The following is a 14,111-nucleotide window of genomic DNA, read 5'->3' as shown; positions in this document are numbered from 1 at the left end:
TGGTTCAGCGAGAGCCTCGTCACGCTCCACTGCGCCGGACCCGCCGATGGAAACAACTGGACTACTTGCCCGAACCACGCATCACTGGACCCAGGCCCGACGCGTTCGGGCTCTCCCCGGTACCGGGGCGCGGCAACATGCCAGCCTCGAAATCCGAGGAAAGATTCATGACAAAACGCGAAGAGACCAAGGCAGCCAAGGTGCAGGCGATGCTTCGGCGCCCCTCCGGCGCCAGCCTTCAAGCCATCTGCACGGCAACCGGCTGGCAGCCGCATTCGGCTCGTTCAGCGCTCAGCACAATGCGCAAGAAAGGCCTGCCCATCGAGCGCCGTCTGGCCGGGAAGGCAGGTGCGCCAGCAATTTACCATATGCCGTCAGGCGCGGGGGATGAATGATGGCGGCACCTGGTGAGATAAGGGATCTGGAGGCGATGGAACGGCCGGATCTGCTGGACCTCTGGCATGATATCTTCGCCGGACCCGCCCCGAAGATGCTGAGCCAGCCCTTCCTCCGCCGCTTCATCGCCTTCGAATTGCAGACCCGCCGCCACGGCGGGCTGCCCCGGCAGGTGAAGACCGCGCTTGCGAAGACAACCGATCAAACCCCGCGCGCCAAAAGCCCCGCCCTCAAGCCCGGCGGCCGGCTGCTCCGCGAATGGAACGGGGTCACCCATGTCGTCGATGTCACCGCAGACGGTTATCTCTGGAAAGGCCAGACCCACCGCTCGCTCTCGGCCATCGCCCGCGCCATCACCGGCGCCCACTGGTCCGGGCCGCGGTTCTTCGGGCTGACCGGAAAGCCAGGTTCATGAGCCAGCGCCCCAAGATCCGCTGCGCCATCTACACCCGCAAATCCTCGGACGAGGGGCTCGACCAGGAGTTCAACTCGCTGGACGCCCAGCACGAGGCCTGTGCTGCCTATGTCGCCAGCCAGCGCCACGAGGGCTGGAAGCTGCTGCCCGCCCGCTTTGATGATGGCGGGGTCTCCGGCGGCACCCTGGAGCGCCCGGCCCTGCAACGCCTGCTCGCCGAGATCGAGGCCGGGCGCATCGACATGGTGGTGGTCTACAAGATCGACCGGCTGACCCGGTCGCTGGCCGATTTCGCCCGGCTGGTCGACCGGCTGGAGGCGGCGAACTGCTCCTTCGTCTCGGTCACCCAGGCCTTCAACACGTCCTCCTCGATGGGCCGGCTGACGCTGAACGTGCTCTTGTCCTTCGCCCAGTTCGAGCGCGAGGTCACGATCCGGGGACTCAGTCGCATCGAGCGCGAGTTCGAAGCCAGCGATCAGCGGCGCTACTTCGTGCCCTGACGCCGAACAGGTTGATCGCGAGATCGCAGCCGAACGCGACCGGGAACAGGCGCTGGGGCTGGACTTCCGCCGGCCGGGATCACCGGCACAGGGGCCTGGTGCGGGAGGCGAAGGCCAAAGCGACAATGAATCTGAACACGAGCCAGAAGACGACAGGCCCGGGAACGAGGAGACAACCTGATGGACTCAGCGTTCGAGAAGCTCGACGCCGGGGATGCGCGCCGCCTTCCGGTCGAAGGTCACCAGAGGCACCGCATCCGCCCGGCGCGCCACCGCGGCGATCATCAGATCGGCAAAGCCAGCGCCGCCTTCCCGGTACTGAAACACCGCCCGGCCGGTATCATCGGCCTCTTCGACCTCGATCTCGGTGGCGGAGAGCAGGCCTTCCAGCGCCCCCGCCACCTCCGCTCGGCCAAAACCATAGGCACGCTCCAGCACCCAGACCAGCTCCACCATGACCTCGCGGCTGATGAAGCCCGGGTCACTCGCGCGCAGCCCGGTCATGAACTCCGTGGCGGCGCGGGCCTGATCGGGATCGTCCTGGGTCAGAAAGCGCACCAGCACGTTGGTGTCGATGGCAATCACGCCTTGGAACCTTCAGCGGCGCCACCGGCGATGGCCTCGTCCATCTCTTCAAGACTGACGGGTTTCCGACCCGTCCGGGCAAGCAGGCCCGCCAGGCCGCTCACAGGCTGCACCTTCAGGAGCCGGACCTCGCCATCCAGGATGACGTACCGGACCCGATCGCCGCTCGCGAGACCAAGCGCCGTCCGGACATCCTTCGGCAGAGTTGTCTGCCCCTTCACCGTGACCGTCGATTCCTGCATGAGCGTATCGCCTTACATTTTCTGATTACTCCTTACCATATCTGATCTCGGGCGGAGAAATCAAGAGTTCGTCCGATACCACTTTGCACGAGATGACCACCATGCATCACGCCCAGATCGCACAGCGCGCCTTGTCAACGTAGCAACGCATGATCAACCCTTTGATCAAACGGAACTTCTATGACTAACTCCGCATAACAAATCCGCTCCGCATATTACCGGTTAGGCTTGATCGATGCGCAAGACGGCGGCAAAATCAACCGGTCGACGCTCTACTTGGAGAATGTCGGCTACTCTGAGTTTTATGGCTCCAAAATCTCTACTTTTTCATAGACTTTTTGTAGCTAGCCTTCAGCTTAGAGTCATTTGACCTGGCGACTTTCCCCAATTCACCATAGTGCGCTTCATATTTTTTTATGAGCCCTTCAACCTTCTTGCGACTTGCGGCCGAAACATTTGGATTACCTTGAACCTTCTTTAGTTCTACCTGCAACATCACCTTGTATTTTTCCAACAATCGCAGGCGCTTGGATACGCCCTCCCACACCTGTACATCCCCTTGTAAATTTTCTGCATACTTTTCTGATACCAGGTGCCAAACCTTGCGTCGGGCGGGCTTAGGCAGCAATGCGCAACCATCACTAGCAAGAGCTTCCACACAAGACAACATGTCAGAATATTTTTTCTGATGCCCAGCATTCGCACCAGTGGCTTCAATCAACTTTGGCAAGGGCGATTTAATACGCCTTAGCACGTCGCTGATAGAATCTATCGTTACATAGCCATGATATTCACGCGCTTCTTTTTCCGCCTTTTCTATGATCTTCCACATCGGCGTAGTTTCAGGTTCTGATTGAAAACCCTTTTTCATCTTCATAAAGTTGCTTTTCCCAAGCCCAGCATAAATTGCACCCCGGTTCGGAATCGGCAAAATGAATTTGCCACTATTTTTTATCCATTCAAGGAAGGTTTTTAGATTCTCGTTCTGGCGGTCTTCGTCTGTTTCCCCTTTTCCCATATCATGATCTCGCAATGATTCGCGTTAAATTCAACCTGCGACCCAAGATAGAACGTCACCCTCTCATAATGCCGCAGCATTTCGCGGAATCAAGTGTATTTCGGACTTTTAGCCAGATTTCGGGTATCTGACATTCGCACTGAGCGTAGATTCTGTTCTGGCGGTGCGGTTTGCCCTTGTTGCGCAAATGGCGTCTGAGATTCACCACGAAAATCCAATGTGGCAACTGGCGGGGATGAGCAGTAAGCGGCGTCTTGAGGGCACCAGAGTTTGCACTTGACGGCCGGAAATTCTTGGGGAGTAGGTCATTGATGCGGTTTCGCGGACGGCCCACGGCGATGGCTTCGAGGGTGGTTTTCAGGTAGCCGTGACGAACCAACCTGGCGCGACCGTCTGTGAGCTTGTCTTCGGCGAATGCGGTCATGCACGCACCGGGGTAACGCGGACACCGCAGCAAGCGCGCCGAGCGCTTGAGCAATTTGAGGGCTCCGCGCCCGGCGCGCTTGCACCAGACGAGGAACCGGAATACCCAAATCCAACCTGTGAACCGGCATGCATGTTTGGATGCCCCCTTCAATGCAAGGATTCTCTGACTTTCTGAGCGTGTGATCGGGTGCGGTCATGTTTCAGGCCTCTCTGGTGCGGCCATGACATGCCGCGGGCCGGTATGGTGATGCGCGGATCGGAGGCCTCATCAAAATTCCGAGCTCGAGCTCGTTGCACGCCACAGGCTTCCCCGTTCCGGATCTAGTCGATCATTTGCCCATACAGATCGTCGTCCTCCTCACATCGCCGACACTCCGGCAGTCTTGGTCAGCAAACCGCGCCAGCCGGATCTCGGTATTCTTCATTTCGAACAAGCATGGCCCAGACCATTCGAGCCATCTTGTTGGCCAGGGCGATGGCGACCAGCATTCGTGGTTTACGAGCCAGCATTCGAGAAAGCCACGAACCTGGCCGACCTCCATCTCGGCCCCGCCAATGCACGACGGACATGGCGCCCACGATCAGCAAGCGCCTGATGTCGCGCTGGCCCATCTTCGACGTGCGGCCAAGTTTCTGCTTTCCGCCGCTTGAGTGCTGCCGGGGAACAAGACCGAGCCAGGCCGAGAAATCGCGAGCCCGGCGGAACTCGCGCAAGTCGGGCGCGAAGGTTGTGATCGCCATGGCGCAAATCGGTCCAACCCCCGGCATCGTCTGAAGCTTGCGCGCGACATCGCTTTCCTTCGCCGCAGCCGCAATGCGGGTGTTCAGATTGTCGATTTCGGCGCTTAGTCCGGCGATCCGGTCGAGGTAGAGCCGCGCCATGTCTCTGACAAGGCCTGGAAGGCTTTTATCTTCTTCGATGCGCACGGCGAGGTGATGGACATTGCCGATACCTTTTCCCAGAACGATACCATGTTCGGCAAGGTGCCCCCGGAGTGCATTCACCAACTGGGTGCGCTGTCCGACAAGCAGATCGCGGGTGCGGAAGAGCATTGCCTGCGCTTGCTGTTCGGCAGTTTTCACCGTGACACCGCGCATCGTCGGGCGCTGCGCGGCCTCGGCGATAGCCTCGGCATCAGCCGCATCGTTCTTTTGGCGTTTTACGAAGGGCTTCACATAGATTGGCGGAATAAGCCGAACCTCATGGCCGTGCCGTGTCAGTTCCCGGCCCCAGTAATGTGCGGTCCCGCAGGCCTCCATTGCCACGACGCACTGCGGCAAACCCGCCATAAACTTCAGAAACTGCGGCCGTGATAACTTCTTGCGAAACAGGACCCTCCCATCCGCCGCAGCTCCGTGAACCTGGAAGACCTGTTTTGCCAGATCAACGCCAACGATGCTAACCTCATCCATGGATGCCTCCTCTTTCTATGGTGACTTCAACATCACCATCTTGGCACATTGCGATGCCGTCGGGTGGGGGCATCCACTCCATCAAAGTTGGGTCTGACGCACATTTGGTGCAACTGGGCCAGTAGGGTACTATATTTTGGCAGTCTTTGATGGAGGTTGCCGATGACGACACAATTTATTCGGCGGGATTTGCTTCCCGCAGGTCTGAAAGCCGACCAGGTCGAGCTTGTAGGGAACACGATCCGGATTCACTCCCGTTCAGCCAAAGCCGCGGCGGCGTGTCCGCGCTGTGGCGCGGTTTCAGGCCACGTCCACAGCAGGTACCAGCGCCGACCTGCCGATCTTCCTGCGCATGGTAGGAAGGTGGAGTTGGTGTTGCAGGTTCGCCGCTTTCGCTGCCGTTCCATGTATTGCTCTACCAGGATTTTCGCGGAGCGGTTTCCGCTATCTGTGACACATCCACACGCGCGGCGCACTTCCCGTCTGCAAGGATTGGTTCGGCACATAGGCCTCGCACTCGGCGGGCGTCCGGCTCAGGCGCTCGCCAGACGGCTCCTACTGCCCGTCAGCAAGGATACGTTCCTGCGCAGCATTCAAAACATGACGGAGGCCGCGAGCAGTGACCTCCGCGTCATCGGTATCGACGACTGGGCCTGGCGCAAGGGACAGCGATACGGCACTATGATCTGCGACCTGGAGCGGCGGCGGGTCATCGACCTTCTGCCGGACAGGGAACCTGCCACGGTCGAGAGCGCATAGGCGTGTTGAAGATAAAGCAGGCCGGCGACCAGGCGCGTCATGGTCGCCGGGCGACCGGTGTGGGAGGGAAAGAACCCGACCCACTCCCTCTCGAACACATCCCAGTCGATCAGCGTTTCCAACGCCACCAGTTCATGCCGCATGTCGACCATCTCGACCAAACGGGCCCGCAGGAGATCGTCTTGTTCCGGAGGGGGCTTTCCGGGCTTAATATCATGGCTCGAAATTGCAGGGTTTCTGCCGTGATACTATAAAACCCTGCACTTCTCGGCCAACAAAATCGTACTATTATCAAATATAATCAGTTGGCTAAAAGTTGTTCAGGGCGGACTCGTTAGCGATTTGCGACGGGAGAAGTTCGGGCGGAAATCCGAAAAGCTCGATCCGGAGCAGTTCAACCTGCCGCTCGAGGATGTGGAGCTGGCGCAGGGCGTGCTGGAAGCGGCGCAGGAGAAAGCGCGGCGCGCACTGAAGGGACAAGGCCGTGCCGAAAGCGGCACGCTGAACCGAAATCGCGGCCATCTTCCCAAACATCTGCCTCGGGTTGAGCGGATCATCGAGCCCGAGACAACGCTCTGCCCCTGCGGTTGCGGCGAGATGACCCGGATCGGCGAGGACGTCTCCGAACGCCTCGACGTGGTGCCGGCTCCGCTGCGCGTGCTGGTGACGCGCCGTCCGAAATACGCCTGCCGGCGCTGTTCCGGCGCAGTGGTGCAGGCCCATGCGCCGGAACATGTCGTGCCCGGCGGTCTGCCGACCGAGGCGCTGATCGCCCAGGTCATGGTGGCCAAGTTCGGCGACCACCTGCCATTTTACCGCCAGGCAGAAATCTACACCCGGCAGGGGATCACTCTGGACCGGGCGACGCTCGGCAACTGGGTGGGGCGTGCTTGTTTCCACCTCAAGCCGATCGTCGAACATCTCCGGGAACGGCTGAAGGGCGCGGAGCGGATCTTCATGGACGAGACAAGGGCCCCGGTGCTTGATCCCGGACGCCGGAAAACCAAGACCGGCTACTTCTGGGCCATCGTCGCCGATGACCGGGGCCATGGCGGCGCCGGCCCGCCGGTCGTGATGTTCCACTATGCGCCCGGCCGCGGCGCCGTGCATGCGCTCCGCTTCGGCGAGGGCTATCGCGGGCACTTCGTGCAATGCGACGGCTATGACGCCTATGACAAGCTCACCAGGGTGGACCGGCCCGAGGGTCCATGGACGCTCGTCCATTGCTGGACCCACGCCCGTCGGCGCTTCGTCAAACGGCTGGAAAAGGACGGCTCACCGATCGCCGAGGAAGCCCTGCGCCAGATCGCCGAGCTCTATGCCGTCGAGAAATCCGTGGGGGGCCTGCCCGCCGAGGTCCGGCTTGCCGCCCGGCGCGCGTTGTCCGCACCGATCATCGCGGCCTTCCGCCCCTGGCTCGAGGATAACGTACAAATTCTTTCGCACATTTGATGGTGATGGTGGTTCCTTTCAGACTGACTGAGAGGAGCAGAGAATGGAAGATGAAGGAAAGGCGGCCGAGCTGCTCGAAGAGAGTGGCCATGAAACGCTGACCTATTGTAAGCGGCGTCTGCGCCCCACCGGAGTTCAGCTTGACGGCTTGAAGTTCCAGGGTAGCAACTCGTCGATCCGGTTCGCGGGATGCCCTGCCGCGATCGCCTCGAGCGTCGCCTTGAGATAGGCGAAGGGTTCGATACCGTTGATCTTTGCGGTGGCGATCAGCGAGGCGATGCGGCCCCAGGTCCGACCACCTTCATCGTGCCCGGCGAAGAGTGCGTTCTTCCGCGTAAGCGCGATCGGCCTGATGAGATTCTCCACGGCATTGGAGTCGATCTCGACGCGTCCGTCCTGCAGGAAGGTCTGCAGCCCGTCCCACTGCCGGTGGATGTAGGTGAGTTTCTCTCCGAGGCCGGACTTGGCGGAGACCCGGCGGCGCTGGAGCTGCAACCATTCGCCGAACTCGGCCACTAGCGGCGCGGTGCGTGTCTGCCTCGCCGACAGGCGCTGTCCCGGTCCCATGCCGCGGATCTCGGTCTCGATCCGGTAGAACTCGGCGATCCGGCGCAGCCCCTCGGCAGCGATCTCCGATCCGATAACGTACAAATTCTTTCGCACATTTGACTGGGACGATGGCTGCTTTCAGACTGGCTGAGAGGAGCTGAGAATGGACGAAGACGAGAAGCGCAAACCGATGGGAGAAGTGATCCAGATCGACGAGGCGCGGATACGGGATCACCTCGGTGAGATGGTTCGCGGCACCGTGGAAGAAGCCTTGAACGCGATGCTGGATGCGGAGGCGGATCGGCTTTGCGGCGCGGGCAAGTATGAACGGACCGAGGGCCGCAGGGACACGCGGGCCGGCAGCTATGAGCGGTCGCTCGAGACGAAGGCCGGGTCGGTGAAGCTGAAGATGCCGAAGCTCAGGAAGCAGACCTTCGAGACGGCGATTATCGAACGCTACCAGCGGCGGGAGAGCAGTGTCGAGGAAGCACTGATCGAGATGTATCTGGCCGGTGTGTCGGTGCGTCGTGTCGAGGATATCACCGAAGCCCTGTGGGGTACGCGTGTCAGCCCGGGCACAGTGTCGAACCTGAACAAGAAGATCTACGCCAAGATCGATGAATGGCGGGCGCGCAAGATCGAGGGCAATCACCCTTACGTTTTCCTCGACGGGATCGTCATGAAGCGGTCTTGGGCGGGCGAGGTCCGGAATGTATCGCTCTTGGTGGCCATTGGCGTGACCACAGAGGGCTACCGCGAGATTCTGGGCATCATGGAAGGCCCGAAGGAGGATAAGTCCGGCTGGTCGGGCTTCCTCCGCCACCTCGTGGATCGCGGGCTCAGTGGCGTGCAGCTTGTCGTTTCAGACGCTTGTCGAGGCCTGGTCGAAAGCGCCGCCGAGTTTCTGCCGGACGCCCAGTGGCAGCGCTGCGTGGTGGGGCTGTTGAAAAACTCGCTAATTGCTGATTCCATTTTGCTGGTGGCATTTTCTGGAGGTCGACATGATCGGACGGCAGAACCGCGATCAGCTCGAATTTTTCGTCTGCGGCTCGCTGCGCGATCTTGTTCCGGACGAGCATATTCTGGCACGGGTGGATCGCGTGCTCGATCTCGGCTGGTTGAAGGACGATGTCGCGGATCTCTATGCGCCCGGCGTCGGCCGCCCCGGCATCGATCCCGAAGCCGCCGTGAGGTTGATGCTGGCGGGTTTTCTTCTCGGGATCGTCCATGACCGGCGCCTGATGCGCGAGGCGCAGGTCAATCTGGCGATCCGCTGGTTCGCAGGCTTCGGTCTGCACGAGCGGCTCCCGGATCATTCCTCGCTGACCCGTATCCGGCACCGCTGGGGCGCAGAGCGTTTCCGGCGCATCTTCGCACGCACCGTGACAGCCTGCATGACCGCAGGCATCGCCAAGGGCGAAGTCGTCCATGTCGATGCCTCGCTGATCCGAGCCGACGTCGCTTGGGAGAGCCTGGCCGTGCGCCATGTCGATGCCGTCACGAATGCGAATGGCGACAGGACCGCCGAAACGCAGGAGGGCCAGCGAAAGTCGAGGAAGACCGGGAAGTTCAAGAAGGTCTGCCTCACCGATCCTGACGCGACCATGGCGACCAGCGGTCGGAACCGTCGTTTGGAGCCAAGTTACAAGCAGCATGGCACGGTCGATGACGAATGCGGCGTCATTCTCGATGTCGAGGTCACCACCGGCGAGATCAACGAGGGGCAAGCGATCCTCGATCGTCTCGACGCGGTTGCCGTGGCCACCGGCGCCTCCATTGGCACTGTCACGGCGGATGCCGGTTATGCCTATGCGAAGGTCTTCGCGGGTCTGGAGGCGCGCGAGATCACCGGTGTCATCCCGACAAAGGCCGAACCGATCCGCTCCAAGGTTCCGCTCAGACGATTCCGCTACGATGCGAAGCACGATCTGGTGAAGTGCCCGCGCGGGAAGATCCTGCGGCCCAACAAAGCCAAGATCAGCCACGGCCGGTTCTTCGCGTCGAAAGCACGGGACTGCAAGGGCTGCGATCTGGCGCCTCTCTGTCTCTCGGCGTCACGCGTCACAAAGTCAGTTGTGATTGTTCACGACTACCCCGCACTCCTGCGGGCCCGGCGCCGTCGCGACCGCTGGAGCGAGGAAGACGATCGGCTCTATCGGCGGCACCGCTGGCGGTCCGAGGGGTTCCACGGCGAGGCAAAGACTTGGCACGGTCTGGCCCGTGCAGTGCGGCGCGGGCTCGGCAATATGCGCATCCAGGCATTCCTCACTGCCGCTGCGATCAACCTCAAGCGGCTCGCCGCTGCCCTTCTTGCCACGATCTTTGCCCTGATCGCCCAGCAGATCCCTCGAAACGAGCTAACCCGCGCCTGAGCCGCGATGTCGGCGAAATCAAGTGTTCAACATCGGGGAGCCACGTTTCGACCCCGTAGCCGCAAGAACCAACCGTCGTAACGACATTCTTCAACAGCCCCGTGGTGCACTTCTACCGCAACGTCTTCAGCCTGGTACCCTCCGGCAAGGTGCGGGGAGTGTCGAAGATGCTGAAAGCCATCCACGCCCAGGAAGATCGCAAGGCGGCGGCTGAGAAGATGAAAGCCGTGATCGCTGACCTGCGCGCTATGAAGCTGGCGAAGGCGGCGGAATTGCTGGAAGACTGCGGCCACGAAACGCTGACCTACTACGGGTTCCCAGACAGCCATTGGATCAAGCTGCGCACGAACAACCCGCTGGAGCGGATCATGCGCGAGATACGCCGCCGCACCCGTGTGGTGGGCGCGTTCCCGGACGGCAAATCCTGCCTGAACCTGGCCGCCGCCCGGTTGCGTCACATCGCCGGAACCCAATGGTCCACCCGCAAGTACATGAACATGACCCCGCTATTCGCAGACCAAACCCAAGGAGCCAGCGTCGCCTGAAATCAAAAGTGCGAAAGATATTTGACAGTACCACTGGGTCGATACAGTAGCGGGCAGGTTCGGGATTGCTCATGACGAGACTCTCAACCCACCAGATTCGTGGGGTGAAGCCCTACACCAAAGAGTTCCAGAACAACGCCGATCACGTTGAAATCCGGTAAAATTCTTTACTAAGAAAACTACATTATTCCTATTACGGAAAAGGCTCCCCATACACCGGGGTGTGACAATCCCGGCAAGACCTTACTATTTGCAACCTGCCTCATGGCATCACGATGAGCTAACGAAATATTTCCTTCGGATGTTGCCGTTGAATTTTCAAGCAGGCTGGGCATAAGCAAAAAACTGGATTGAGACAAGATTACCCAATGACTAGCGACCACTGATCGAGCACCCGCTCGAAAGAAGGCTGCCGCTAAACCAGACAATCCTGGCGCACCTGCTCGACCCGAAGCTGCAGCAGTATTGCACGCACCAAGAATAACAAGGCTTCCAGGAATATCGAGCTTGGAAATTTCGCTCGCTGTCAAGAACCCATCGTCCTGCTGCGTTGCAGTATCCGGAGGGGTCATTATAAGTGCTGGCTCGAACAGGTAATCAAAATCCCCCGACACGACGGCATGCGTAGCAAACGCAATCACTCCAACTTCTCGAAAATCGATCGACTTAAACTCTTTCTCCGTTGCATATTTTTGCAACAACAAACGACGTTTGCCTGGGTGAAACAGACTAGCCATGCGATTAATCTCGACCTCGGTTTCTTCCAGTGGTTCAAACATGGTATTTATCGCCATTGGCCGTCCAAGCCCCGTCTCGCGATCAATTATGTTTTGCTGATCAGTCAGATTGTCAGATGGGCTGCCCTTCAAAATCGGATTGCCAACACCAACAAAAGTTCTACTTTTGAAAGTGCTCGAAGGATTCTGCTGTTGGCGCACGAGCAGGTGCGGTGACGGTATCAAACTGATCTCATGTGAAAGCCCCAAGAACACATGATCCCGAATCCCTGCACCTAATAGTGGATCAGCGCCAAACTGATACTTTGCCAAAATAGAAAGTGAAATCTCTTGAAGCGACTGATCAGGTATGCCGATAAGTCGTTTCCGGCTCTCAATGGAGCTATCGAAAGGTAAAAAAAAGATGCTATACAATTGCTTTGCTATGTCAAGCCGGAAATCCGGCATACCAGATACGGTAGGGATTACTGATTCTCGCAAGTTCTCAACAAGTTTTTTTAGAGCTAACTCTCCGATCTGCGCCCTTCTGACTTCAAGATTACCCGCTGATAGAAAAAACACAAACGATTGTGTTTCGAACGTTGCTTGCATCCAAAGAACCTCAGATTCTGAGAGTGACGAAAATACCTGATCAACGGTCATGATCTTTGTCGCATACTCGCCCAAAATGTCCGGAGCGACACTCGTAAGAGCTGTATCAATTAGAGAAATCTCTGCTTCAGCTTCTGAAATTCTGTCTAGTATTTCTCTATTCGCAGTGATTTCCGATTCATATGTTCGACGTGATAGAGAAGAAACCAGCACAGATAGACGCTGGCGCTCGTAGAGGAGCCCGCGTGCCTTATTTTCGGTAGAAACGATGCTCTTCAGGAACCCGTTGCTCGCACGACTAACGTCATGCAAATGAACCAATTGAGCCACCTCGAACATCTCATCCTTAGCAAACTCGGATGGTAGCTCCGGGTGCCCCCACAAAAACTCCAGAGTTTGCGCCACCTGATCACGAAGCGCTTTGGTCTGATACCCGCTTAGATATGTGGGTTTGAGAGCATCCTCTTGAAGTTGTCTTTCTATTAGCTCAACGTTTAGTCTGGATAGGCGTAGCGCCTCAGTTTTGTTTCCGAGCTGCCATTCAATCTCTGCCAATACGCGTCGAGCCTCCCCAATCCTATCAATTGACTGAGAGCCGCTGATCCCTGCGAAATCAACCGCTAACATGCCTGTTTTCCGACCGCGATCAAACTGCCTCTCTATAGAATAAATTTCGGTGAGCGCAATGAGGGAGTAAATTCTGTTGTGGCTAAAGCCATTCAACGCTTGGAAACCCTCCTGCACCTCCTCTAGTAAACGTCGTGCTTTATCAAGTTCTCCGACGCTTTTGAAGAAGAGCCCTACGCTAGCCTTACCGAGCAGGGACGCCTTGAGATCGCTGCCTCCAAGTTCAGAAATACTTTTCTCCAATTCACGCGCAATTTTATGAGATTTCTCAACATCCTTTTTCTTCGAATACAACTGAAGAATTTCAGTTTGAAATCGCAACAAATAAGAGCTATTGCTGCCCAGCGACTGGCTTAAACTTCGCTGCGCCGCTATCATCAGCTTTTCCGCGAGATCGTAATCGCCAAGTTCAAAAAATATCAAGCCTCTTCGAAATATAGCCTGATTGGTTGAAGGATGATCTGATCCATATATTTCTAATAGAAGAAGCTCGGAAGTTCGATTGTGACGAGCAGATTCTTCAAACTCGCCACGCAAAAAATGTATCTCGGCGATGTTGTAGTAAGCGGATGCGAGTACTGGTTTGTAGTCGTTGTTATCGGGCGGCAATTCCGCGATGATCATTTCGAGCAATCTTTCTGCCTCAGAAAGATCCGCTAGCCCGATGGCGATACGCGCACGCAATAATGCAGTGTTCATTCCACTTAGACTAAGAGTTCTCTCCTCATTCCCTAAAGCTGTGTCCATCGACGGACTTATCGCATTAGTTGTTTTTTCCAGCCAAAAAAGTGCTGAATTTGAATTTCCAACAAGAAGATAGGCTTGGACAAGTATTCGACATAGCAAGAATTCATCACGAGATTTCGGTTCTGAATCTAATCCCCCCCACTGCGTTATTGTATCAATCGTGGCTAGTGGATGCCCTGAAAGGAGTTGCGCAGATGAAGTCCCTATTAGCGACCTTATTGTAAGTTCTTGATTTTTCGCCTCTTTTGCGTATTTGTAGGCTTCTGAAAAAGCTGACACCGATAGATCAAGTTTGAGAGTGTCGAAAGCTGCCTGGCCTAGATTGATGGAGTAGATAGAAAGAATATTTTGGTCAATTTCCGCCAGTTTACCGTATTCTACGGCGTAAAGTGAAGCCTTCAGCGCCTCCTCGCCCTGCTCCCTTTCCCTTTCCAGAACTGAGATCTCGTTCCATACAAACGCTAAGTTTTGAGCATCAACATTTTCGGACCGGTACAAAATGTCCTTCGCGCGGCGCATGTGCTGCAATGATTTCTCGTAATCTTCATCCACAGCAGCCTGTCTTGAAGCGGCGATCGCGCTTGCTAATTCAGATCTTGTTGCCGCTGGGTCTGCGGCAAGCTCACTACTATTTCCTATGCAAAAAGTGCTTGTTGCGACAATGAGAGTAAGTCTAATGCACCATAGCGATATCGAAATTGCCATTTCGATAACTACCCGCTTGATTTCGAGGTGTG

At 57.5% G+C, this 14,111-nt stretch carries 9 protein-coding genes and 8 pseudogenes; 9 read left to right on the top strand and 8 right to left on the bottom strand.

Translation table 11 applies throughout. The annotated features are described in order from the left end of the window. The first annotated feature begins 167 nt into the window (after positions 1 to 167). The 4 genes and pseudogenes from NANH_RS25335 to NANH_RS29220 all read left to right on the top strand — a co-directional run. The gene (locus NANH_RS25335) at positions 168 to 395 is read left to right on the top strand and encodes a DUF3489 domain-containing protein (RefSeq protein ID WP_051372216.1); all 228 of its coding nucleotides are present in this window, start codon (positions 168 to 170) and stop codon (positions 393 to 395) included. After that, entirely contained in the window at positions 392 to 811 is a 420-nt protein-coding gene (locus tag NANH_RS0103315) for a DUF2924 domain-containing protein (protein WP_074920537.1), read from the top strand. Before NANH_RS25335 ends, NANH_RS0103315 begins: the two co-directional genes overlap by 4 nt. Next, positions 808 to 1,308 (top strand): annotated as a pseudogene (locus tag NANH_RS25330) (recombinase family protein); the annotation flags it as partial. The gene NANH_RS0103315 and the pseudogene NANH_RS25330, both read left to right, overlap by 4 nt. 1 nt (position 1,309) lies before the next feature. After that, positions 1,310 to 1,492, top strand: a pseudogene (locus NANH_RS29220) (phage portal protein); the annotation flags it as partial. A gap of 5 nt (positions 1,493 to 1,497) precedes the next feature. Here NANH_RS29220 and NANH_RS0103305 read toward each other — a convergent pair. The 5 genes from NANH_RS0103305 to NANH_RS0103290 form a co-directional block, all read right to left on the bottom strand. After that, positions 1,498 to 1,896 (bottom strand): PIN domain-containing protein, encoded by a 399-nt coding sequence (locus NANH_RS0103305; RefSeq protein ID WP_027260749.1) that lies wholly within the window; start codon positions 1,894 to 1,896, stop codon positions 1,498 to 1,500. After that, entirely contained in the window at positions 1,893 to 2,138 is a 246-nt protein-coding gene (locus tag NANH_RS0103300) for an AbrB/MazE/SpoVT family DNA-binding domain-containing protein (protein WP_027260748.1), read from the bottom strand. The genes NANH_RS0103305 and NANH_RS0103300 overlap by 4 nt, the downstream gene beginning before the upstream one ends. Positions 2,139 to 2,457: 319 nt before the next feature. Next, positions 2,458 to 3,156 (bottom strand): hypothetical protein, encoded by a 699-nt coding sequence (locus NANH_RS0103295; RefSeq protein WP_027260747.1) that lies wholly within the window; start codon positions 3,154 to 3,156, stop codon positions 2,458 to 2,460. A gap of 55 nt (positions 3,157 to 3,211) precedes the next feature. After that, positions 3,212 to 3,580, bottom strand: a complete 369-nt coding sequence (locus tag NANH_RS28890; RefSeq protein ID WP_169730242.1) for a transposase domain-containing protein — start codon at positions 3,578 to 3,580, stop codon at positions 3,212 to 3,214. A 389-nt stretch (positions 3,581 to 3,969) separates the two neighbouring features. Continuing rightward, positions 3,970 to 4,995, bottom strand: coding sequence for an IS110 family RNA-guided transposase (locus tag NANH_RS0103290; RefSeq protein WP_027260448.1), 1,026 nt, complete (start codon positions 4,993 to 4,995; stop codon positions 3,970 to 3,972). A gap of 162 nt (positions 4,996 to 5,157) precedes the next feature. Here NANH_RS0103290 and NANH_RS25325 point away from each other — a divergent pair. Next, positions 5,158 to 5,748: pseudogene (locus NANH_RS25325) on the top strand (transposase family protein); the annotation flags it as partial. Here NANH_RS25325 and NANH_RS28355 read toward each other — a convergent pair. Continuing rightward, positions 5,733 to 5,906 (bottom strand): annotated as a pseudogene (locus NANH_RS28355) (IS5/IS1182 family transposase); the annotation flags it as partial. The pseudogenes NANH_RS25325 and NANH_RS28355 overlap by 16 nt on opposite strands. A gap of 190 nt (positions 5,907 to 6,096) precedes the next feature. Between NANH_RS28355 and tnpC the strand changes: the two are divergent. Further along, entirely contained in the window at positions 6,097 to 7,206 is a 1,110-nt protein-coding gene (tnpC, locus tag NANH_RS25320; RefSeq protein ID WP_245601389.1) for an IS66 family transposase, read from the top strand. A gap of 135 nt (positions 7,207 to 7,341) precedes the next feature. Here tnpC and NANH_RS0103270 read toward each other — a convergent pair. Next, positions 7,342 to 7,836: pseudogene (locus NANH_RS0103270) on the bottom strand (IS66 family transposase); the annotation flags it as partial. 109 nt (positions 7,837 to 7,945) lie between these two features. Between NANH_RS0103270 and NANH_RS29215 the strand changes: the two are divergent. From NANH_RS29215 to NANH_RS25310, 3 pseudogenes are all read left to right on the top strand, one after another. Next, positions 7,946 to 8,707, top strand: a pseudogene (locus NANH_RS29215) (IS256 family transposase); the annotation flags it as partial. Positions 8,708 to 8,756: 49 nt separating this feature from the next. Next, positions 8,757 to 10,064 (top strand): annotated as a pseudogene (locus tag NANH_RS0103260) (transposase); the annotation flags it as partial. 167 nt (positions 10,065 to 10,231) lie between these two features. Next, a pseudogene (locus NANH_RS25310) lies at positions 10,232 to 10,672 on the top strand (IS256 family transposase); the annotation flags it as partial. 179 nt (positions 10,673 to 10,851) lie between these two features. Here NANH_RS25310 and NANH_RS0103250 read toward each other — a convergent pair. Then, entirely contained in the window at positions 10,852 to 14,079 is a 3,228-nt protein-coding gene (locus tag NANH_RS0103250) for a CHAT domain-containing protein (RefSeq protein WP_081710410.1), read from the bottom strand. Between the last annotated feature and the right edge of the window lie 32 nt (positions 14,080 to 14,111).

Origin of the sequence: Sedimentitalea nanhaiensis DSM 24252 (genome assembly GCF_000473225.1) — a bacterium.
In the GTDB taxonomy this organism is placed as follows: domain Bacteria; phylum Pseudomonadota; class Alphaproteobacteria; order Rhodobacterales; family Rhodobacteraceae; genus Sedimentitalea; species Sedimentitalea nanhaiensis.
The sequence above is the reverse complement of the archived record's forward strand: the minus strand, read 5'-3'. Positions and strand labels throughout refer to the sequence as shown.